At 33.1% G+C, this 23,112-nt stretch carries 21 protein-coding genes; 13 read left to right on the top strand and 8 right to left on the bottom strand.

The genetic code is table 11. The features are described from left to right. The first annotated feature begins 181 nt into the window (after positions 1-181). Positions 182-2,572 (top strand): penicillin acylase family protein, encoded by a 2,391-nt coding sequence (locus tag B3J44_RS05105; protein WP_286966354.1) that lies wholly within the window; start codon positions 182-184, stop codon positions 2,570-2,572. 118 nt (positions 2,573-2,690) lie between these two features. On the opposite strand, the gene B3J44_RS05100 is transcribed toward B3J44_RS05105, so the two are convergent. The 4 genes from B3J44_RS05100 to B3J44_RS05085 form a co-directional block, all read right to left on the bottom strand. Next, positions 2,691-3,134 carry a hypothetical protein gene (locus B3J44_RS05100; RefSeq protein WP_286966352.1) on the bottom strand — a complete coding sequence of 148 codons (444 nt, stop codon included), beginning with the start codon at positions 3,132-3,134 and terminating at the stop codon, positions 2,691-2,693. Between the two features lie 161 nt (positions 3,135-3,295). Next, complete coding sequence (locus tag B3J44_RS05095; protein WP_286966347.1) at positions 3,296-4,744, bottom strand: serine hydrolase; 1,449 nt, start codon at positions 4,742-4,744, stop codon at positions 3,296-3,298. 371 nt (positions 4,745-5,115) lie between these two features. Beyond that, positions 5,116-6,624, bottom strand: coding sequence for a class A beta-lactamase-related serine hydrolase (locus B3J44_RS05090; protein WP_286966344.1), 1,509 nt, complete (start codon positions 6,622-6,624; stop codon positions 5,116-5,118). A gap of 75 nt (positions 6,625-6,699) precedes the next feature. Next, a complete protein-coding gene (locus tag B3J44_RS05085; protein ID WP_286966342.1) occupies positions 6,700-7,494 on the bottom strand; it encodes a helix-turn-helix domain-containing protein in 795 nt (264 codons plus the stop codon). A 197-nt stretch (positions 7,495-7,691) separates the two neighbouring features. Here B3J44_RS05085 and B3J44_RS05080 point away from each other — a divergent pair, with 197 nt between their 5' ends. After that, positions 7,692-9,176, top strand: coding sequence for a DUF1254 domain-containing protein (locus tag B3J44_RS05080; RefSeq protein WP_286966338.1), 1,485 nt, complete (start codon positions 7,692-7,694; stop codon positions 9,174-9,176). 64 nt (positions 9,177-9,240) lie between these two features. Here the strand turns inward: B3J44_RS05080 and B3J44_RS05075 are convergent, their stop codons facing one another. Beyond that, complete coding sequence (locus B3J44_RS05075; protein WP_286966335.1) at positions 9,241-9,834, bottom strand: GNAT family N-acetyltransferase; 594 nt, start codon at positions 9,832-9,834, stop codon at positions 9,241-9,243. A gap of 215 nt (positions 9,835-10,049) precedes the next feature. Between B3J44_RS05075 and B3J44_RS05070 the strand changes: the two genes are divergently transcribed. After that, on the top strand, positions 10,050-11,393 hold the full coding sequence (locus tag B3J44_RS05070) for an FAD-dependent oxidoreductase (RefSeq protein ID WP_286966331.1): 1,344 nt from the start codon (positions 10,050-10,052) through the stop codon (positions 11,391-11,393). Between the two features lie 87 nt (positions 11,394-11,480). Here B3J44_RS05070 and B3J44_RS05065 read toward each other — a convergent pair whose 3' ends face one another. Further along, a complete protein-coding gene (locus B3J44_RS05065) occupies positions 11,481-12,998 on the bottom strand; it encodes a helicase HerA-like domain-containing protein (RefSeq protein WP_286966328.1) in 1,518 nt (505 codons plus the stop codon). 381 nt (positions 12,999-13,379) lie between these two features. Between B3J44_RS05065 and B3J44_RS05060 the strand changes: the two genes are divergently transcribed. From B3J44_RS05060 to B3J44_RS05025, 8 genes are all read left to right on the top strand, one after another. Further along, the gene (locus B3J44_RS05060) at positions 13,380-14,204 is read left to right on the top strand and encodes a MotA/TolQ/ExbB proton channel family protein (protein ID WP_198855496.1); all 825 of its coding nucleotides are present in this window, start codon (positions 13,380-13,382) and stop codon (positions 14,202-14,204) included. Positions 14,205-14,245: 41 nt separating this feature from the next. Beyond that, positions 14,246-14,857, top strand: coding sequence for an ExbD/TolR family protein (locus tag B3J44_RS05055; RefSeq protein ID WP_095928222.1), 612 nt, complete (start codon positions 14,246-14,248; stop codon positions 14,855-14,857). 19 nt (positions 14,858-14,876) lie between these two features. Beyond that, the gene (locus B3J44_RS05050; protein WP_286966320.1) at positions 14,877-15,437 is read left to right on the top strand and encodes an ExbD/TolR family protein; all 561 of its coding nucleotides are present in this window, start codon (positions 14,877-14,879) and stop codon (positions 15,435-15,437) included. Positions 15,438-15,476: 39 nt separating this feature from the next. Next, positions 15,477-16,277: an energy transducer TonB gene (locus B3J44_RS05045; protein WP_095928220.1), complete on the top strand. Its 801-nt coding sequence runs from the start codon at positions 15,477-15,479 to the stop codon at positions 16,275-16,277. After that, positions 16,277-16,507, top strand: a complete 231-nt coding sequence (locus B3J44_RS05040) for a hypothetical protein (protein ID WP_111286913.1) — start codon at positions 16,277-16,279, stop codon at positions 16,505-16,507. The genes B3J44_RS05045 and B3J44_RS05040 overlap by 1 nt, the downstream gene beginning before the upstream one ends. Before the next feature lie 2 nt (positions 16,508-16,509). After that, positions 16,510-17,433: a PstS family phosphate ABC transporter substrate-binding protein gene (locus B3J44_RS05035; protein ID WP_286966312.1), complete on the top strand. Its 924-nt coding sequence runs from the start codon at positions 16,510-16,512 to the stop codon at positions 17,431-17,433. Between the two features lie 16 nt (positions 17,434-17,449). Next, positions 17,450-19,117 (top strand): tetratricopeptide repeat protein, encoded by a 1,668-nt coding sequence (locus B3J44_RS05030; protein WP_198855499.1) that lies wholly within the window; start codon positions 17,450-17,452, stop codon positions 19,115-19,117. A gap of 102 nt (positions 19,118-19,219) precedes the next feature. Continuing rightward, the gene (locus B3J44_RS05025) at positions 19,220-19,852 is read left to right on the top strand and encodes a 7-carboxy-7-deazaguanine synthase QueE (RefSeq protein WP_198855500.1); all 633 of its coding nucleotides are present in this window, start codon (positions 19,220-19,222) and stop codon (positions 19,850-19,852) included. 76 nt (positions 19,853-19,928) lie between these two features. Here the strand turns inward: B3J44_RS05025 and B3J44_RS05020 are convergent, their stop codons facing one another. Both B3J44_RS05020 and B3J44_RS05015 read right to left on the bottom strand, forming a co-directional pair. Beyond that, the gene (locus tag B3J44_RS05020) at positions 19,929-20,477 is read right to left on the bottom strand and encodes a YfiT family bacillithiol transferase (RefSeq protein WP_286966305.1); all 549 of its coding nucleotides are present in this window, start codon (positions 20,475-20,477) and stop codon (positions 19,929-19,931) included. A gap of 16 nt (positions 20,478-20,493) precedes the next feature. Then, complete coding sequence (locus B3J44_RS05015; protein WP_286966303.1) at positions 20,494-21,201, bottom strand: class I SAM-dependent methyltransferase; 708 nt, start codon at positions 21,199-21,201, stop codon at positions 20,494-20,496. Positions 21,202-21,273: 72 nt separating this feature from the next. On the opposite strand from B3J44_RS05015, the gene B3J44_RS05010 reads away from it, so the two are divergent. Together B3J44_RS05010 and B3J44_RS05005 are read left to right on the top strand one after the other, a co-directional pair. Continuing rightward, complete coding sequence (locus B3J44_RS05010; protein WP_286966297.1) at positions 21,274-21,768, top strand: YkgJ family cysteine cluster protein; 495 nt, start codon at positions 21,274-21,276, stop codon at positions 21,766-21,768. A 99-nt stretch (positions 21,769-21,867) separates the two neighbouring features. Then, positions 21,868-23,103, top strand: coding sequence for an ABC transporter permease (locus B3J44_RS05005; RefSeq protein WP_286966295.1), 1,236 nt, complete (start codon positions 21,868-21,870; stop codon positions 23,101-23,103). Positions 23,104-23,112 lie beyond the last annotated feature (9 nt).

The raw sequence follows: 23,112 nt of genomic DNA, 5'->3' as shown, positions 1-23,112 counted from the left end.
GCCAACATTCGCAAGAATTACAATTGCAAACAGAGAAATTACAACAATCGCTATTTTTTTATAGATTGACATTTATAGTATTAATTTTAAATACATAAATTTAGACTTTAAAAGAGCTTTGTTTCTTATAAAATTTTACAGAAAAGTTATATCATTTTGAATTTTTATCCTTTTTTAGAATATGAGAGTAATTAAAAAAATCTTGTTGACCGTATTGGTTCTTGTGGTGATTCTTGCGATTGGTTTGTGTGCTTATATTTTTCATTTAAAACCGAAATATGAAGGTTCAGTACAATTAAAAAATCTCGAAAAAGAAACCACGGTCTATTTTGATGATTTTGGAGTGCCTCATATTTATGCAGATTCTGAAAAAGATGCGATGACCGCCTTAGGTTATGTACATGCACAGGAAAGATTATGGCAAATGGAATTGTTACGCCGAATTGCTCCAGGACGTCTTTCTGAAATTTTTGGAGGTGTCGCGCTTAAAAACGATAAGTTTTTTGCTGGAATCGGAATCGAAGAAGCTTCGGCAAAAGCCATTGCAAAATTGGATAAAAATAGCAAAAGTTATAAATTGACTCAAGCGTATTTAGATGGAATCAATCAATATCTAGAAGAAGGAGTAACGCCAATAGAGTTTACTTTGGTGGGTGTAAAAAAGCAAAAATTTACTATAAAAGATGTTTATAATATTTTCGGATATATGTCTTTCAGTTTTGCGATGGCTCAGAAAACAGATCCATTGTTGACAGATATAAAAAATAAATATGGAGCTGCTTATTTAAAAGATTTAGGAATTGAAGGAGAATTTAATAATACAAGAATTAAAATCTCAAAAGAGAAAACAGAAGAGTATACTGAGATTTCAAAATCTATAACTGCCATGTTGGATCAATCTCCAATTCCTCCATTTGTTGGAAGCAATAGCTGGGTTGTTGGGCCACATAAATCAAAAACAGGAAAAGTTATTTTTGCAAATGATCCACATATTGGATTTTCGCAACCTGCAACTTGGTACGAAGCTCATTTAGTTACACCAAAGCATGAATTGTACGGCTGTTATTTGGCAGGAACTCCGTTTCCGCTTTTGGCGCATAACAGAGATTATGCTTATGGTTTGACCATGTTTGAAAATGATGACATCGATTTTTATCAAGAAAAAAATAAAGCAAACGATGTTTCGCAATATCAAACGCCAACTGGTTTCGATAAATATGAAATCAGAAAAAAAACGATAAAAGTAAAAGATTCTTCAGATGTTGTCTTGACGGTTAAAATTACTCGCCACGGACCAATTATGAATGATTTTATAGATCGTTTAGATAAGAAAAATCCAATTGCAATGTCGTGGACTTACACCAGAGAACCAATCTTTATTCTAGACGCTGCTTATGGACTTTCGCATGCCAAAAATACAACCGAATTTAAAAAGGCTGTGTCTTTAATTGCAGCGCCAGGATTAAACGTAATGTATGGTGATGCAAAAGGTAATGTAGCTTGGTGGGCAAGTGGAAAATTATATAGACACAATGAAGGAGTTAATACGCATTTGATTCTAGACGGTTCAAGTGGAAAAGACGATATTACGAAGTTTTTAGATTTCGAAAAAAATCCATCAGCAGAAAATCCAGCATGGGGATATGTTTATTCGGCCAATAATCAGCCAGAAGCTATTGATAATGGTTATTTGTATCCAGGATATTATTTGCCAGAAGATCGCGCTAAAAGAATTTCAGGAATTCTAGATGCAAAATCTGATTGGGATAAAGAAGCCATCAGTAAAATGATTTATGATAATACTTCTGATGTTGCTGTTGAAACGACAAAAAATTTAATTGCAACTTTAGATAATAAACCGCTTTCGAATAACGAAAAAGAAGTCTTGAACGTTTTAAAATCTTGGAAAGGAACAACCAATTTAGAAGATGTTGCGCCAACGATTTACAACAAATGGATTTATCTATACCTAAAAAATACATTTGAAGATGAAATGGGAAAAGATAACTTTAATTTATTCTTGGGAATTTCTCTAGGAAAGCAAGTTATCGCGAATCAAATTAAAAATGAAAATTCGGTTTGGTGGGATAATATCAAAACCAAAAATGTAAAAGAAACGAGAACAGAGATTGTTTCAAAATCTTTTCATGATGCTGTTATTGCTTTACAAAATCAGTTAGGGCAAAATATTTCAGAATGGAATTGGGGAAAAGTGCATACCGTAGAACATGAACATCCATTAGGAAAAGTCAAAGCACTTCGCGGATTATTTAATGTTGGGCCTTTCAATTCTCCTGGTTCAAATGAAGTGATCAATAATTTATTTTTCGGATTTAATGACGAAGGAAAATATTACACCAAAGGTGGACCTTCAACAAGAAGAATTGTTGATTTTTCCGATGTAGAAAACAGTTGGAGTATTTTGCCGACAGGACAATCTGGAAATCCTTTCAGTAAACATTATAGCGATCAAGCCGAAATGTACAACGCAGGAAAGTTCAGAAAAATGAAATTGAACAAAGAAGAGATTATAAAAACTTCGACCAAACTGGTTTTAAAACCGAAGAATTAAATTTTATTTCAAGTTTCAAATCATAGGTTCTATAATCTTTGTCAAAGTTTGAAACTTTGACAAAGAGCTGTTTGCAAAGAAAAAACTTTGAACCTTTGTCGCTTTGTCTCTCTAAACCTTACTTTAAAAGATATTTTCCCTTAACAATATCATTGGCAAAAATGTTCAGATTATTAGAAAGAACTTTACTTGCCGTCATGAAATTTTGAGATTGATAAGCCGTGTCCTTTTCGTAAGCTTTTAAAATAGTTTCCAATTCGACTTCATTGTGTCTAGCAAAAATATTATAAATCGCATCTCTGAAATTTTTATAGTTTATGCTTTCAGTAATTTCCATTGCTTTTTGATCGTTCCAGCCTTCTTTCGCAGAAGCTTCATTTATTTTCACTAAACAAAAATCAATTACATAATTTTTATAATGAGCAGCTTCGATAATTTTATCAATTATAATTTTATTTTGCTGGGTTGGCATCAATGGCTGATTGTTTTGCGAGAAAGATTTAGAAGAAATAAAAAGGCATAGCAATACAGAAAGAAAACTGTAGTTTTTTAGATTTTTCATAGGTTATTCAGTTGTTTTGGGTAGGGCTAAAATAGTATTTTAAAAAATAAATTGCCAAATTTGAGTGTTCCAAGTTGTAACAAAAAACTCCGATAAAATAGATTTTGATTCTACTTTATCGGAGTCGTTTGAGAATTTTTTTAGATAAAAGTGTTCTCAGTTTATTTTTTAGAAAGTTCTTCTAAAACTTTTTTACCGCTTTCATTGGTTGGGTCCAATTCAACAGATTTCTTATAATTAGCAATTGCCATTTTTTTGTCTCCGTCGGCTAAATAAGCTTCGCCTAAACTATCGTAAACATTTCCAGATTTAGGAAAAGCTTCTACGTTGATTTTGAAAACCTCAATAGCTTCTTTCTTTTTTCCAGTTTGCAATAATTGATATCCAACTCGGTTCATGTCGTCTTCTTTAATTGCATAAGTAGGATCATTTTTTAGCTTTTTAAAAGCATCAGTTCCTGCAACGGCACCTTTTTCTGTGTAAACATCTAATAAATCAAGAGCCAATGATTTTTTCGGCTGATTAAAAGGCTGATTGTACAAAATAGAACGAATTGCTGTATTCATTTCGCTTAAAAGAGTTCCACCAGTATTATTCAATAAAACAATAAGAATTTTATTTGCCGGAATGCGCGAGATGATTGTGTTAAATCCGTTGATGCCACCTCCGTGTTCAATAACGGTTAATTTATCATTTCCGTTCAGAATTTCATAAGTTGACCATCCGTATCCGTAAAAACCATTCCAAGCTTTTATATATGGTTTGTATAACAATTCCATACTTTTTGCAGAAAGCAATTTATTGGTATAAAGTGCTTGATCCCACAAATACAAATCTTCTACAGTAGAATACAAAGATCCAGCAGCGTACGGAATACTCATGTCGATATAAGCAGCATTCACAATTTTATTTCCTTCCTTCTCATATCCAGCAGCTCTGTTTTTTATAATTAAATCGCTGTGATCGTAACCAGAATTAACCATTTTTAAAGGTGTGAAAATAGTTTCCTGTAAGTTCTGCTCATATGTCTTGCCTGTGATTTTTTCGATAATATAACCTAACAAGAAATAACCCGAATTGCTGTAATTGAATTTTTCGCCAGGTGTAAACTCAAGAGGCAAATTCCAAAATGTCTTTACGAAAGCTTCTGGAGTATAAGGATTTTTTGCTTTGTCTTTAAAAAAGTTTGGCGCATTAGTATAATTTGGAATTCCAGAAGTATGAGTCAACAAATTATGAATTGTGATTTTACTGCCATTTTCTTTTGGATAATCTGGAAGATAAGTTGTAATAGGAACATCCAATTTTATTTTTCCTTCTTCGACCAATTTTACAATTAAAAGTGCCGTAAATTGTTTGCTGATAGAACCTAATCTGAATTTTGTGTCTGGTTGATTCGGAATATCCCATTCCATATTTGCAGAACCAAAACCTTTTTTGAAAATTACTTTTCCGTTTTCAGCTACCAAAGCCGAACCGTTAAATTGTCCGTATTCGTTGTATTTGTTTAAAAGCTGTTCAATTTGCTGCGCTTTATCTTGCGCAAAGGTGCTAAAGGATGAAAACTGAAAAGCGACAAAAAGTGCAACAAGTTTGATTGATTTTTTCATAATGGATTGATTATGGTTTAAGATTAATGAACGATTCGTTTTTTGATTGATGATTGAAACTGATCAACTAAAAGATATTCAGAAAGTTATATCGAAATTACGATTTTTTTCATGAAATAAATTTAGGCTCTAAAATGTTAGACGAATGATTTGCGATTTGGTTTCAGGATTTAGCTAAATTTTTTATTTTTTTTCAGAATAAAAAAAGTAGAGCACAGACCAAGTACTATAAAAGTAGGCCCATGCTCATAACTAACAAATATTTTCAGGCAATATTAAGATGTCAAAACTTTACTTATAAACACTAGTAGAAGGATAAATAAATTTAGCATGTTTTCAGATTAAAGTTAATATCTGATTGAAGTGGAAAATTATTTTGTTTCGATATCGACTATTTTTCTGCCATTTTCTCCAAGATAATGAACAACAATATTTTCGTAAACTTTGTAACCGTCATCAACATTGGTAAAAATGATTAAGCCTTGTTTCGTCTTTGGTAGTAAAATAACAATAGTCTGAACACCTTGATCTGCACCACCATGCGAAAGAGCGTAGTTTTCATTTCCTAAATGATAAATTTCAAAGCCTAAACCAAAGTATTTGTTTTTTTTGGTCTGAACTTGATGCGAAATCATATCCTTAAAAACTTTTTCACTTAACCCATCACCGTTCATTACGCTCGATAAAAATCTCCCATAATCTTCAATCGTGGTCAATAAATCGTCTGCTGCGTTTGCAGATTTATTTTTTGTCGGTTCGTAAGCATTGCCGTTTTTGTCATAATTGACGGCATATCTCGAAAGATCTGTTTTATCATTCCAAATTAATTGAGAATCGGTCATTTTTAAAGGTTCAAAGACTAATTCTGCAGCCAATTGATCTAATGTTTTGTGGAATTTTTTCTCTACCGCTTTTCGCAGATATTCAAATCCTTCTCCAGAATACTGGTATTGAGTTCCAGGTTTAAATTTGAAATCTAATTTTTTAGACTCATTAAAAGACCTCCAGTTAGGAAAACCCGTTTGATGGCTCAAAACAATTCTCGTGGTTAGCAATTTTAAATTAGGATCTTTCGAAATATCAGGATCGATCCAATATTTATAAAGCGGTTCATCCAAATCCGATTTGCCGGCGCTTACTAATTTTAAAACAGTTATAGCAGTTACAGGTTTGGTTAGCGAAGCCACATTCCAAATTGTATTATATGGTGCGGAAACGCCTTTTTTGAGTTCGCCAAAAACTTTTACCTGTTTTAGTTTTCCGTCTGCAATAATTCCAATTCCCAAAGCTGGAACATTATTTTCTTTCAGCCATTTTTCGGTTTCCAGATCATTGTCAAAAAGATTTGATATGCCAGCAGTAGAACTTATCATTTGATGATTATAACTAAGCGATCTTGCTAATTTCCATTCTTTATTTTTTAAAAGCCATAAATGGGTAAATTTGGCAAAACTTCCTGCTTGTCCTGGATTTCCAGCAGAGCTTTCATAAAAACGATGCGTTCCCATTTGAATCGCACCGTATAAAATGCCGTTTTTGTATAAAGGATAAATCTCAGTACTTCCGTCTATTAATTCTCTGCGATAATTATATTTTCTTGTTGGAGAACAGATTCCGTTTTGAAATGTTTTTAAAAATCGTGCTTTGTCAGAAATACTGTCTTTGTCGTGATAAAATTCAAAATCTTCCGTGTAAAGATTTTCAAATTGTTTTATATCGCAGGTATTAAAACCAATATCGAAAAGAAGACTGTCTTTTGACATAATGGTTTTGTATAAAGCAGAATTTTTAGCTTCTTGAGAAAATCCAAATTGAATTTGGATGAATAAAATTCCAACTAAAAGATATTTTAATTGAAAAAAAGATTGATTAATTTTCATTTGTAATTGATATTGATTGATGATACAGCAAAAGTAAAGCAATCAAAACTCGTAAAATTGTACAAATGCGAAAACTTATCTTTTATGAGAAAGAAAATAAGAATCGGGATCGAAAGTTTTTGGAGTGGTTTTAGTCACGTCTTTAAACTTTTTTATAAAATGCGACTGATCAAAATATTTATTGTAAAGCGCAATATCAGTCAGTTTTAGTTTTTCTAAATCAGAATTTACCATTTGATCCACCGATTTTCTAAATTTCAAAATCTGAATATATTTTTTAATCGTTAATCCAGTTGCAGTTTTAAACTTAATCTGAAGCAATCGTTGTGAAGATTTTAATGCTGTACTGATTTCTGAAACAGAAATTTCATCTTCACGAAGTCGTATTATCTCACAAATTTTTTCAACGGTATTTTTTTCTGAATTTAAATCAGACAAAGTTTCAAAGTAGGTATTTATTGTATTTAATACAACTTCGATGTTAGAATTGGTCTGAATTTTAAAAGGAAGTTCTGCAGCATCAATTTTAATAATTGAGTCTGTAAAATTGCTTAAATCGTATTTTGGAAACATCGAAAGCGCCCAAGTGTGAAGTTGAATAATGGTAACTTTAGTTTTCGGCTGTATATTGACCAAAACTTTATTAGTCATTTGCGAACAAAAGTAAACACCTTCGTTCATTTGATATTTGGCTTTACTGGTATGAACTTCAATCGAGTTTCCAGTTATAAGAGCTAGATTAAAACAGCCATTTGGCAGAACAAGTTTGTTTTCGATAAAGCTTTCGCCGACGCTATTATCGAGACACCAAACTTTATTGACAAACCGTTCCGCTTTTACGGTTACATAATGTTCTGAATATAGCTGCATTTTTTTTAGATTGATTGGTCAATTTGATTTCAAATTTAGGTTAAAAAGAGAATGATGCAAAAATGAATACCCATAAAAAACAGGTTTCATTTTATAACTTGAAACCTATTTGAAGATGGCAAGTAGCTAATTTTGTATGAACTAGATTTAAATTTGATTGGAATTTTATCCCTAATTCAAGTTTAAATCTAATTATTATGAAAAAAATCATTCCTTGTTTGTTTTCATTATTTCTTCTTGCAACGGCCTGCAAGAAAGAAATCAAAGTAAATAATGAAAGCGTTTCTGCAGATTCTTCAAGTGTAGACGGCTATGAGTTTGTTGGTGGATATCCAACAGAGGCAACTATACAAAAAGCATACGATGATGCCGATCTTAATCGTGCGATTCAAACCTATAAATTTTTCTACCCAACCGTTTCTGGCGCAGCAATTGGTCTAGGAAATCTTGAAATAGGAGTAAAGGCCAATTCCGTTTTTGGAACATTAGATACAAAACCAGGTCAAATAGGGTATACATTAAATTCAGATACCCCTTATGCACCAGTAGTTTTAGATTTATCCAAAGGTCCTATGGTTGTCGATATTCCTACAGGTCCGCTTATTGTTGTTGCCATGGATGTTAATCAGCGTTGGGTTGCCGATATGGGAATTCCGGGGCCAGATGCAGGAAAAGGAGGCAAGCACTTAATTCTTCCATTTGGTTATAAAGGGCCAATTCCATCATCTGGATATTATATTTGGCATGCTTCATCTGATAATCTAACTGTTGGTGTGCGTTCGCTTCCTGTTGGTGGAGATGTAAAAGGAGCTTTAGAACGCTTAACAACAGTAAAAGTTTATCCGTTCAATAAAACTTCTGATTGGAAAGATCCAACATGGCTTCAATTGACTGACAAACCGCAAAATAGTACACCGTTAAAATATGAGACCACTTTTAAGTATTGGGAAGTTTTAAAAGAAATTATCGATCGTGAACCATCTTATGATGGATATCGCAATTATTATGGAGAATTGGCAGTGCTTGGAATTGCAAAAGGAAAGCCTTTTACGCCAGATGAGCGTATGAAAAGTATACTTTCAAAAGCAGCAAAAATTGCTAATGCTCAAATGCGTGTGCAATCGTTTGCCGATCGTCGTCCAGATCGTATAGTTTGGAAAGATCGCCAATGGGAATGGGTTGGGCTTCGTCCTGAAAATGGAGATTTTAATACCGAGAATTATGTTGATATAGATGCGAGAGAAACTTGGTTCTACCAGGCAATTGGTGCTTCTCCAGCTATGTTTAGACGTCAGGAAGGTTCAGGATCTTTATATTGGTTAGGATTGAAAGACAATACAGGAAAATATGTTGATGGAAGTAAGACCTATAAACTGACACTTCCTACACCTGTACCTGCAAAACTTTTCTGGTCTGCTACAGTTTATGATGCCGAAACGAGAAGCCAGATTGCTACAGACCAAAATAAAGCAGCACTTCGTTCTATGTTTGAGCTTAAAGATAAAATAAGTGGCAAAACAGTTGATTTGTATTTTGGCCCAAAAGCACCTGCAGGCAAAGAAGGGCAATGGATAAAAACAATTCCAAATAAAGGTTGGTTTGTTTATATACGTATTTATGGACCAGAAAAAGCTGCTTTTGATGGAAGTTGGAAACCAGGAGATTTTGAAGAAGTAAAGTAATCTATTTTTAAAAGATAAATTAATTCAAAAACAGGAGCCGACTTTTAAAGTCGCTCCTGTTTTTTTAGATAAAGTCTGAGAAATTGTCTTCTTTAGTTTTCGCCCACTCCTCCAATATAATACTAAAATAAACGTCATCTTTACTTTTTCCTTCAGAGTCAACATAATTATTTCTAAAAACTCCTTCTTTAACAGCTCCCAATTTTTCAATAGCTTTCTGCGATCTTTTATTCTCTAGATCTGCGCTAAATTGTATTCTTCTAAATTGAATTTGTTCGAAACCAAAATTAAGCAGTTCAAATTTACACGCTTGATTTAAGCCCGTTCCTTGAAACTCTTTTCCGTACCAAGTCCAGCCAATTTCGCATTTTTGACTCGCGTGATTTAAATAACCGTATCGTGTGCTTCCTGCAACTTTGCCTGTAGCTTTATCAATAATTAAAAAAGGATAACAAATTCCGTCCGCTTTTTGTTTTAATGTACTTGAAATATAGTTTTCAAAATCTTGATCGTTTCGAACATACATTCCCATATATTTCCAGATATCATCATCAAAAATGATTTTCTTGAGTTCGATATTTCTTTCACTTTCAAAAGGAATTAAAAGAGCTTTTTCATTTTCTAAAATAATCTCCGATTGTAAAATTTCGCTGTTCATGAATTTTGTTTTTATTGAATGAATTAATCGAAAACGAAATTAGTTGTTTAATTTTTTCAAATAAACTAAATAAAATAACAATTTGTTATATTTTTAAAATCAAGAAAACTGAAATAACCTTTTCAAATCACTATTTACGAACAATTTGTTCATTTATTTTACGGCTCATGTATTATTATTAGTTATTTTTACGACCCAATATTAGATTTTCCTCGATGCAAACTTCATTAAAAATTGCTGTTGTTGGTTCTGGACTTGTAGGGTCGCTTCTGGCAATTTATCTTAAAAAAGCGGGTCACTCTGTTCATGTTTATGATCGTAGTCCCGATATTCGAAAAATAAATTTTTCTGGACGTTCTATTAATTTAGCAATGTCTAACCGTGGCTGGAAAGCTTTAGATGCAGTAGGTGTTGGCGATGCGGTTCGAGAAATCGCGATTCCGATGGATAAACGTGCCATACATTTGGTAGATAAACTGAACTTTCAGAATTACGGTCAGGAAGGCGAATCTATTTATTCTATTTCAAGAGGAAAATTAAACAGAAAAATGATCGATCTTGCTGAAGAAGCTGGAGCTGAATTCCATTTTGAACAAAAAGTTTGGGACGTTACTTTGAACGATGCCACACTTCATATTGGAGAAAGCGAAAGAGGAGAGTGGGAAGAAAGAAAGTTTGATATGGTTTTTGGTGCCGATGGAGCTTTCTCTAGAATTCGCCACAGAATGCAGCGCCAGAGCATGTTCAATTATTCTCAAGAATTTTTGAATATGGGATATAAAGAATTGAATATTCCAGCAAATCCAGACGGAACACATAAATTAGATAAAAATTCATTTCATATTTGGCCCAGAGGCGAGTACATGTTAATTGCGCTTCCTAATCTTGACGGAAGTTTTACCTGTACTTTATTTATGCCTTTTGAAGGAGAAAACTCTTTTGAATCGTTAACAGACCGCAAGATGGTTGAAGATTTCTTCGAGAAAAATTTTCCAGATTCTATTGAAGTTATTCCAGAATTGGCAAATGATTTCTTTAAAAATCCAACAAGTACTCTCGTTACCATGAAGTGCTTTCCGTGGACTTACGAAAACAAAGTTGCTTTGATTGGAGACGCTTGCCATGCCATAGTTCCATTTTATGGACAAGGAATGAATGCCGGATTTGAAGATATTACTGTTTTGAGTGAAATGATTGAAAAGTACCAAGACGATTGGAAGAAAATATTTGCTGAATATCAGATCTCAAGAAAACCAAATGCAGATGCAATTGCAGAGCTTTCGTATCGAAATTTCTTAGAAATGAGTACCAAAACAGCAGATGAAAAATTCTTGTTGCAAAAGAAAATTGAGAAAATCTTTTCAGACAAGCATCCAGACAAATGGATTCCCCTTTACAGTCGAGTTACTTTCAGCGATCGTCCGTATGCCGAAGCTTTAGCAATCGGAGATTATCAAAACGGAATTATGGAAGAAGTCCTTCGAATGGAAAATATCGAAAATATTTGGAACGGTCCAGAAGTAGAAAATAAAATTCTCGCTTTATTAGAACAGGCTTAAGTTTTTTCTAGACCGTATTTGAATAAGTAAAATAAACCTTTAGCATAAAGAAAACCCGACAGATTTTAAAACCGTCGGGTTTATTTTTTACTTCTTTAAGAATTTTGATAAAACCCCAAAAACACCTCTTATAAAGGTAGCGCTTGTCACCACTTTCAAAACAGATTTGGTAACGACCTCTGTAGTACTTGGTTCTGCTTTTGATGATTTCGCAGGAGCTTGCTCTTCTTGTTTTGCTGCAGCTTCAGAAGCTTGTGCCAGCTTCTTGTTTAAAATTTCAAAAGCACTTTCGCGGTCAATTTCTTCAGCGTATTTCTTTACTAATTTCGATTTACCGTTTATCTCGTCAATTTCTTCAGCAGACAAAACATCCATTCGGCTCATTGGCGCACGCATCATTGTAGCCACAAGAGGAGTTGGTATACCTTTTTCATTAAGAGCAGTTACCAAGGCTTCTCCAATTCCTAAACTCGTTAATAATTCATCAGTCTTATAATAAGGAGAAGTAGGATAATTATCCGCCGTTTTTTTAATTGCCTGACGATCGTTTGCTGTAAAGGCTCTCAACGCGTGCTGAATTTTTAAGCCTAATTGAGCCAAAACTCCACTAGGTACATCCATAGGGTTTTGAGTAACAAAATAAAGTCCAACACCTTTAGAACGAATTAATTTTACTATTGTTTCTATTTGCTCCAAAAGCGCTTTACTAGCTTCATTAAAAATTAAATGCGCTTCGTCAATAAAGATAACCAATTCGGGTTGGCCAGCATCTCCCTTTTCAGGCATTTTCTGATAAATTTCAGCTAAAAGACTTAACATAAAAGTCGAGAACAATTTTGGTTTATCTTGAATATCCGTCAGACGGATGATATTAACATAACCTTTCCCATTTTCATCAATTCGCATTAAATCGTCGGTTTCAAAAGACAATTCGCCAAAAAACAAATCTCCGCCTTGTTGTTCCAATTCTATAATTTTTCTAAGAATTGTGCCTGTTGTAGCAGTTGAAATTTTTCCATAATTGGCAGCAATTTCATCTTTACCTTCCTCAGTAATGTAATTAATTACTTTCTTAATATCTTTTAAGTCTAATAAAGGCATTTGAGTATCGTCGCAATATTTGAAAATAACTGCGACAACTCCAGCCTGTGTATCGTTTAAATCTAGAATTCGTGAAAAAAGAACGGGCCCAAACTCAGAAACCGTTGCGCGCAGACGAACTCCATTTTGTTTAGATAAAGACATCAATTCAACGGGAAATGCAGCTACATTATAAGGTACATTTATTTTAGCATGACGTTCTGTAATAAAATCTTCTTCTTTACCTTCTTTGGCTATCCCACTAAAATCGCCTTTAATATCCATCATTAAAACAGCAATTCCAGCATTAGAAAGCTGCTCCGAGAAAACCTGAATTGTTTTGGTTTTTCCTGTTCCAGTTGCACCCGCAATTAATCCATGGCGATTTAAAGTTTTTAGAGGAATTTTGACATGAGCTTCTGCAATTGGCTCACCATCAAGCATTGCGCCTCCAAGTATAATGCTGTCTCCCTTCGAGGAATACCCCGTATTTATATCAGCAATAAAATTCTCTTTTTTATTCATGTTTTTATTTGTAATTTAGATTGTTATATGAGTATTGCTTTGTTTTTGGGCACTTTTTATGTGGTTTTTTTTAGTAAGAAAAAGCTTTTTTTGATTGAAAATTTAATAAAAAAAAAATTCGCAGCTTTTTAAGAAGATATCAAAGGAATCTTTGAATATTTACTAAAACGTTGTAATTTTTCTAATTATCGTCCTTTTTTTTGTTTTATCTAAAAAATGATGATGGCAATTTAATGAGATATTTTTTAATTTGAAGTTAAATTTCGGTCAATTAAATTAAAAAAAGTTTTTTTATTTAAACTAAACGTATAAATTTGCTCCTCTACAAGTTAAATATAACTAAAAAATAAAAATTATTTAAAACTATTAAAATTAAAAAAAATGGCAAACGTTAAAGTTAAAAAAGAAAGCACTTCAAATGGCGGAGGAATGATCACTGGAATCATTATTGTAGCGTGTATCTTAGTAGGGGTGTTTATTTGGAAAGTAATCATGGGGGATTCTGCGAACTTCGAAGGAGGTAATCCAGAAACAGGACATCCAATCAATACATTAGGACAAGTATATAAAGGAGGTTTCATCGTACCAGTATTATTAGGTATGTTTTTAATGGTTGTTGTTTTTTCTATTGAAAGATTTATTGTTATCGGTAAAGCTGCAGGAAAAACTAACCTTGACAAATTCATGAAAAGCGTTCAAGGTAGTATTAAAGAAGGAAACATCGAAGCTGCTATTGCTTCTTGCGACAAACAACAAGGTTCAGTTGCAAACGCAATTAAATCAGCTTTAGTAAAATACCAAGATGTTAAAAAAGAAGGATTCAACAGCGAAGAAGCTTCAGAAGTAATCCACAAAGAAATTGAAGAGGCAACTTCATTAGAAATGCCAATGTTAGAGAAAAACATGACTATTATCTCTACTTTAGTATCTTTAGGTACATTAGGAGGATTATTAGGAACTGTATCTGGTATGATTAAAGCGTTTGGTGCGTTAGCTTCTGCTGGTACTCCTGACCAAGCTGCTCTTGCAACAGGTATTTCTGAGGCACTTATCAACACTGCAACAGGTATCTCTACTTCTATCTTAGCAATTATCTCTTACAACTTCTTTACTGCTAAAATTGACGATTTAACTTACTCTATCGATGAGGCTGGTACTACAATCGTGAATACTTACAGAAAATTCAGAGGAAGTTTAAGACAATAATTAATTTTTGATTTTTTATCAAAAAAATAAAATAAAAGATAATGGCTAAAATTAAAATGAAAAAGAAGTCTACATCGACAGATATGACTGCGATGTGTGACGTAGCGTTCCTTTTGCTTACGTTCTTTATCTTAACCGCTACTGCTAAAGTGCCAGAGGCATTACCTGTAGATATGCCTGCTTCTGTTGCAATAAGTAAACTGCCAGATACTGATTTGGCTATTATTACAATAGGAAAAGGGAAAGTCTTTTTTGACATCAAAGGAAGAGAAGTTCGTAAAAGAACTCTTGAAGGAATGGGTGCAAAATATGGTATTGAATTTTCAGAAGAAGATAAAACCAAATTTGCTCTTATGGACGATTTTGGTGTGCCAATTACAGGTTTAAAGCAAATCATTGATATGAAAGCGGCGGATAGAACCAAAGCAAACCAGCCTGGAATTCCTTTGGATTCATTAGATAATCAATTAAAAGAATGGCTTCTAATCTCTAGAAGAGCTACAATTGATTTGGATGACAAAGAATTGCAGATTGCGATTAAAGGAGATGCTAAAGAAGAATATCCAAGAATTAGAAAAATTATGGATATTTTGCAAGATCAGAAAATCAATTCCTTTAACTTAGTTACAGGTAAAAGAGGAAGAGACTTTTAATTAAAAAATATACACTAAGATGGCTGAATTAAATACCGGCGACGGCGGTGGTGGTAAAGGTGGTAAAGTAAGAAGTAAAAAGCAGAATTCGAAAGTCGATTTAACAGCGATGGTGGATTTGGCATTCTTATTGATTACATTCTTTATGTTAACTACTTCGTTGTCAAAACCTCAATCGATGGATTTGTCATTGCCAAATAAAGATGATGATCCAAATAAGAAAACTGAGGATACCAAAGTAGACGAGAATCGTACTATGACAGTAATGTTAGGTGGCGATAACAAAATGGTTTACTATATGGGGTTATTGGCAACACCAAAAGTGGGGCCAAAAGATATTGCATATGGTAAAGATGGAATCCGTAGAGAATTGTTAAAACAAAAGAAAAATGTTTTAGCTTATTCTGCTTCTTTAGGGAAACCTAAAAACGGAATCATTGTGATCATTAAACCAACGAAAAAATCAAATTACCGTAATTTGGTTGATATCTTGGACGAAATGGCTATCACTGGAGTTGAGACGTATGCAATTGTTCCTGAGTTTACACCAGAAGAAGCAAAAGTGATAGATAAAAAATAAGAGCAATCTTAAGTTTTGTCGACTTAAAAATCAAGAAGTATGAAATTAGATATTATAAAAAATCAGTGGCTTGATATCGTATTCGAAGGACGTAATAAGATATATGGAGCATACGAGCTGAGAAAATCAAACGGAAAAACAACTGTGAAAGCACTTGTTATTGGTTCTCTTATCTTTAGTGCTGCTGTTGCTGCTCCTCTTATCGCGAGTTTGTTACCAGACTCAACAGAAGAAGAAGAGGTTAAAGAGGTTAAGATGGCTGCGGTAAAATTGCCTCCTAAAAAAGAGGAAATTAAGCCTAATATGCCACCACCACCGCCACCACCACCAAAAGTGGATCAGGTTAAATTCGTTAAACCTGTGGTTGCAAAAGCGGAAGAAGTAACTGAAGACCCACCAAAAATTGTTGAATTAAAAGACAAAAAAGTTGGTGCTGAGACTATCAAAGGAGATCCAGATGCAGTTTTAACTGTTGATGAGCCAGTTGGAAAAGGACCAGTAGCAGAGGTGGTACAAGAAGATAACACTGTATATAATACAGCTGGTATCGAAGTAAAACCAGACTTCCCAGGAGGTATTGAGAAATTCTACAAATTCGTAGGAAACAACTACAAAACTCCAGAAGAAGAAGGTCTAAAAGGTAAAGTTTACGTTACGTTTGTAGTTGAAAAAGACGGGTCATTAACAGATATTAAAGTTTTAAGAGATATCGGTTATGGTACAGGAGCAGAAGCAATTCGTGTTCTTAAAAAATGTCCAAAATGGACTCCCGGCGAGCAAAATGGTAAAAAAGTTAGGGTATTGTACTCTCTTCCTATTACTATTCAATCTGCAGAATAATGTTAAAAGATATGCTTAATAATATTCAGAAGAAATCGCTCAAAGAGCGATTTCTTCTTGTTTTAGGAATACTGTTTTTTTTAATATATCTTGTACTCGGTTTAATGATTATGTTTTGGGAAAAACTTCCGCTTAATATGGAACCGAAATATAGATATGCCTTTGGTGGATTACTGATTGTATATTCTGGAATAAGATTTTTAAGATTAATTAATTCAAAAGAAGAATAATTATGTTGAAATATAGTAAGGCTTTAGGTTTGGTTGTTTTTGTCTTTTTGTTTGCCATGTGCAACCAAAAAAGCAAAAGTGAAACTGAAAAAGAAACCATTCTAAAAGGATCACTTGATATTGCGGTTGATGAAACGGTAAAGCAAATTGTAGACGATCAGGTTGCTGTTTTTGAAGGCACTTACTATGATGCAAAAATTACAGTAAAACCAAAATCTGAAGTTGAAGTAATTAATGATTTATTAAATCAAAAAGCTAAAGTTGCAATTACTACGCGAGATTTAACTCCTGAAGAAATTGCTCGCTTTGACAAAAGCAAAATTAAACCAAGAGTAACTCCTTTTGCTCATGACGCTATTGCTTTTATTTCTAATAAAAACAATAATGATACATTAATTGCGTTGAAAAGTGTGATTGATTTCATGCAGGGTAAAACGGATGGCAAAATTAAAGGCCTTGTTTTTGATAATCCTAATTCAAGCACGGTTCGTTACATGAAAGAATTAGCGAAAGTGAATGAAATACCTAAATCTGGTGTTTTCTCATTTAAAACAAATAATGAAGTGATCAAATTTGTTTCTGAAAACGACGGTATGATTGGTGTTATTGGCGTTAATTGGTTTTATCAGCCAACACCTGATATGAAAGAGACAATTAATAAAATAAATGTCCTTTATGTTAAAGGTTTGGATAGTAATGAATATTATAGTCCTACCCAAAACGACTTAGAAATAGGGAAATATCCTTTGGCACGTGATTTGTTTATTATCAATTGTCAAGGTTATTCTGGATTAGGAATGGGCTTTGCTTCATTCATTGCTGGAGATATTGGACAACGCATAGTTTTGAAATCAGGATTGTTGCCATACAAAACTCCAGGGCGAAAACTGAAAATTAGAAGTGAAATTATAAAAGATAAAGAATAAATTAATTACAATAAAGATGAATAAATTTAAAATTTTTAGTCTTGCATTAGTTGTGTCGGCTACGGCAACTAAAGCGCAGGATATCAACCAAGCAAAGAAGGCAATCGATGCTGAACAATTTGATAAGGCAAAAACTATCCTTAAATCAATCATCAAAGCTAAACCTTCAGACGGTGAAGCAAATTTTGTTTTAGGAAATGTTTATTTGAATCAATCTGTTATCGATTCTGCAAAAATCTATTACAATAATGGATTACAAGCTTCAGACAAGAAAAACTTAAGCTATATTGGTTTGGGTCAATTAGATCTTGATGCTAAAAACACAGCTGCAGCTCAAGCTAATTTTACTTTAGCGACTAAAGACATGAAGAAAAAGGATGTAAATGAATTTATTTACATTGCTAGAGCTTACATGAATTCTGATAATCCAGACTATAAAAGCGCAACTGATATTTTAAAAAGAGCTTTATTAGTTGATCCTCAAAATGCACAAGCATTATTGGCTATTGGAGATGCTTACTATGGAGCAAATAACCAAAATGATGCTTACAAAGCTTATCGCGATGCTTTTACAGCTGATAATACTTTATTGAGAGCAAAAATGCAATTAGGAGTTTTATTAAAAGGTGCTAAATCTTACGATGAAGCGATTAAATCTTTTAATGAGGTTATCGCTCTAGATGCAAACTACGGACCAGTTTACAGAGAGCTTGCTGAAACATATTACAAATGGGCAAGAAACAAACCTTCTACAGCTAAAGTTAACTTGCAAAATGCAATTACAAACTATGAGAAGTATTTAAGTTTGACAGATTACTCTCTTGATTCTAAAATGCGTCATGCAGATTTCTTGATCTTGGTTAAAGATTACAAACAATTAGAAACTGTTGCAAACAAAATGATTGCTCAGGATAAAGTAAATCCTAGAATTTACAGATATTTAGGATATGCAGCTTACGAAAACGGAAATGTTGACGTTGCTATTAAATCTATCGAAGATTTTATTAAAGCTCCAGGAAACAAAGTTATCGGAAGAGATTACTACTACCTAGGTTTAGCTAAAATTAAAAAAGGAACTGCTGCTGATGGTACAGTAGATCAAGCTGCTTTTGATTCAGGTTTGGCCGATATTAAAAAAGCGGTTGAATTAGAGCCTTTAGTAGTAGAAGAATTTGCAGATTTTGGAAAAGAATTATTCAGTAAAAAACAGTATGCGCAAGCTGCAGCTATTTTTGAACTTGGAGCAAGTAATCCAGAATCTAAAAATTATTTAGATGACAGTGTTTATTATGGAATTTCTTTATACTATGGTAATGCTAGTAAACCAAAAGAAAGCCGTGATGCTGTTGCTTTAGGAAAAGCAGATGCAGTTTTTGATAAAATCTTAACTACTGCTCCTAGTTATGATGAAGCATACTTGTACAAAGCTAGAATCAACTCTTTATTAGACAAAGATGATTTGATCATTAAAAACTACGAAGAGTATGTTGCTAAAATTTCTGCAAAAGGCGCTGAAGAAGTAGCTAAGCCAGCTGTAGCTAAGAAATTTGTTGAAGCTTACAATGGTATCGCTGCTGCTTATGCTAATACAGATAAAGCTAAAGCAATTGAGTATTTCAATAAAACTTTAGTATTAGATCCAGCAAACTCATATGCTACACAATCTATAAAAGCTTTAAAATAATTAGAGTATTTTAAGGAATATATAAAAACCGATAGTTCAAAAAACTATCGGTTTTTTTGTTCCGTATATTATTGACTATCTTTGCACTCTTAAAATATTAAAATGTTACCAAAAGAAATACAATTAGAAGTAAATAAAGGAGCAATGCTTCCTTTGATGGAAGAGTTTTATACCATTCAAGGAGAAGGTTCGCATACAGGACGAGCTGCTTATTTTATTAGAATTGGAGGATGTGATGTGGGATGCCATTGGTGCGATGTGAAAGAAAGCTGGAATGCTGAGCTTCATCCGCCAACAAGTGTAGATTTAATTGTTGAGAATGCTGCGAAGTATGCTGATACAGTTGTTGTAACTGGTGGAGAGCCTTTATCTTGGGATATGACGCTTTTGACAAAACGTTTAAAAGAAAAAAATCTAAAAGTACATATTGAAACTTCTGGAGCTTTTCCATTGTCGGGAACTTGGGACTGGATTTGTCTTTCGCCAAAAAAGAATAAGTTGCCTACTCAAACAGTATATGATAATGCGCACGAATTAAAAGTGATTATCTATAACAAACACGATTTTATTTTTGCAGAAGAACAAGCAGAATTAGTAAATGATAATGCGATTTTATTCTTGCAACCAGAATGGAGTAAAAAAGAAGAAATGACTCCGCTGATTGTTGATTATGTTATGAATAATCCAAAATGGAGAGTTTCATTACAAACGCATAAATATCTTAATATTCCATAAAACAAAAAATCTCTTCACGTGAAGAGATTTTTTTATTTTATGGAAGTATACAAGCTGTGTAAAAAGTAAACAGATTTTATGATTTCCAATTTTTATAATTTTTCAAAGCGGTAATGTGCGCCAAATGATGGTTTCCGTGCCAAGCATACATCCCGATCATTCTTTTAAGTTTGATTTCTGAATTATCAGCAGGATGTACAAAAGTTTTTTCTAAATCAGATGTTGGTAAACTTCGCATGATATAGCCTAATCTGAAATGAAGTCCTTTTAGTAAATCTAGAGTTGGTTGGATTGGCATTGTCAGATTGTCGCTTAATTCAGACCAAAGTACTTCGTCATAAGGCTTAATTACGGGATTGTTTTCTGTTAAAGCCCATTTTAGGCGAACATAGCAATTCATATGGCTTTCGGCACAATGATGAATAACTTGTCTTACTGTCCATCCGCCAGGTCTATAAGGAGTATCCAGTTGTTCGTCGGTTAAATGAATCGTTTCTTTTGCTAGTTTTTCAGGAAGAGTTTCAATTTCTTTGATTTTTTCAGAAAGATATTCTGTAGAATATTGTTCTGGCGCTGTAAATTTTCCGATAGGATATTTTAATTTTTCTAAATCTAGTTCATTCATGGTTTTATGGTTAGTTTTAAATGGAAAGTTTAGCTAAGTAATCGTAATGTTCTCCTTCGAGAATAAGTTCGCAGTTAAAACCGTTGGCAATTGCTGCATTTTGGAGTGTGTTATAATCCAGATATAACCAGTCAAAAGGTTCTTCTTTTTCTCCTTTATAGCTAATGTTAAAAACAAGTTCACCATAATAATCATTTTCAGACGGAATCCATTTGCCGCCGTCTTCATCTTCATCAAACATATAAATGATGTCAGAACTGTCAATTAAAATTTGTCCGTCAGGATTTAAAAGAGATTTTAATTTAGATAAGTATTTGTTGCAGTTTTTTAACTGGCCAAAAATACCTGTACCATTCATTAAGAGCAGGATCGTGTCAAATTTTTCTCCTTCAAAATCTAAAACATTTTCAACTTTAGCATTTTTTATTCCTCTAAGGCGACAGGTTTCAATTGCTTTTTTTGAAATATCAATAGCAGTTACTTCTAAATTGCGTTCATTTTGTAGCGATAAAGCATGGCTGCCGGCGCCACATCCTACATCTAATATTTTTCCTTTAGCCAATTGTAAAGCTTTTTGCTCAATTTTAGGCATTTCATTGTAACTGCGGAAAAGATATTCAACACTCATTTCGTCTTCTTCAGAGATTGAAGTTTCGGTGATAATGTCTTCAGGTGAGTTTTTGGTGTAAAAATCAAATATCGCCTTCCCAAAAAGATCTTTCATTGTTTTAGTTCAAAGTTTAAGGTTTCAAGTTCAAAGTTGTTTAATTTTGCAAATCAACTTTAAATAGTAAACTTGAAACAGATTTTAAATAACTTAAGTAAGTTAGCCAAAGATAAGCATAACGAGAATAAAAAGTATTTCGATAAGCTTAAAAAGAAACCGCCTAAAAATTTAGATTACATTATGCAAGATTTGCACAATGCTGAATTTAAAAGAACGGATTGCTTAAAGTGCGCTAATTGCTGTAAAACAACAGGGCCATTATTTACTTTGGCAGATATTGAGCGAATTTCAAAACATTTTAGACAAAAGCCGCAACAGTTCATCGATCAGTACTTGCGAATTGACGAGGATAAAGATTATGTTTTGCAAAGCGTTCCATGTACATTTTTGGATAGCGAAAACTATTGTATGATTTATGATGTTCGCCCAAAAGCTTGTAGAGAGTTTCCTCACACAGATCGAAACAAATTTTACCAGATTTCAAACTTAACTTTGAAAAATGTCGAAATATGTCCAGCGGCATTTAATATCGTAGAAGAAATGAAAAAGAAACTGCCATTATAAATAAAAACAGGTAATTGTTTCCGAGAATATACTGATTTCCTTTTTTAAGATGTATTTTTGAGAAAAGAATAATTAAGCAACATAAAGAAAACTCGTAATTTGAATTTAGAATATTTCATAGCCAAAAGACTTATTACTGCAAAAGATTATAAAAGCAGTATATCGGCACCCATTATAAAAATTGCTATTTCGGCAATTGCAATCGGAATTATCATGATGATGGTTTCTGTAGCGACTGGAATTGGTTTGCAGAAAAAAATTCGCGAAAAAGTTTCTGCTTTTAATGGCCAGATTATAATTTCTAATTACGATAATAACAATTCAGAAGTTACAACAGTTCCAATTTCGAAGAAACAGGATTTCTATCCTAATTTTAAATCAGTTCCAGAAGTAAGTCATATTCAAGCTGTAGCTAGCAAAGCCGGAATAATTAGAACCGAAAATGCTTTTGAAGGAATAATATTCAAAGGAGTTGGTGCAGATTACGATTGGAATAATATTAAAGAATATATCGTAGAAGGTAAATTGCCAGATTTTACAAAAGCATTGAATGAAGATGTTATTATCTCGAGATTTCTTGCTGATCGCTTAAATTTGAAAATCGGAGATCAATTCAATACTTTTTTTATTAAAGAGGAGCAAGGTAAGCTTCCAAACAGTCGTCGGTTTAAAATCGCAGCCATATTTAATTCAGGATTTCAAGATTTTGATGCAACATATATTATTGGCGACATCCGACATATTCAGAGAATTAATAAATGGAACGAAAACCAAGTTGGAGCGTTTGAGGTTTTTGTCAAAGATTTTAATGAAATTAAATCAATAGGAAATAAAATCTACGAAGAAACATCATCTAATCTCGATACGAAAACCATTGTAGAAAAGTACAGTTATATTTTCGATTGGCTTCAGCTGTTCGATTTTAATATTGTAATCATTCTAGGAGTTATGATTCTAGTTGCTACCATTAATATGGTAGTGGCATTGTTAGTTCTTATTTTAGAAAGAACTCAAATGATTGGAATTCTAAAGTCGATGGGAGCAAATAACTGGTCAGTTCGTAAAATCTTTTTATATAATGCTTTTTATTTAATTCTTCGAGGGCTATTTTGGGGAAATTTAATAGGGATTTCAATTCTGTTGATTCAGCAACAATTCGGAGTAATTCAATTAAATCCTGAAAACTACTATGTAAATCAAGCCCCTGTTTATCTAAATTGGCTTTATATACTCTTATTAAATCTGCTTACTGTTGGTGTTTGTTTTTTGGTGCTATTAATCCCCTCTTATATAATAACCAAAATATCTCCAGTAAAAGCAATTCGCTTCGATTAAGTAAAAGTA

The sequence above is a fragment of the Flavobacterium sp. UBA4854 genome (assembly GCF_002399805.1).
Lineage (GTDB): Bacteria > Bacteroidota > Bacteroidia > Flavobacteriales > Flavobacteriaceae > Flavobacterium > Flavobacterium ginsengisoli.
This window is presented reverse-complemented; position numbering and strand designations above follow the sequence as displayed.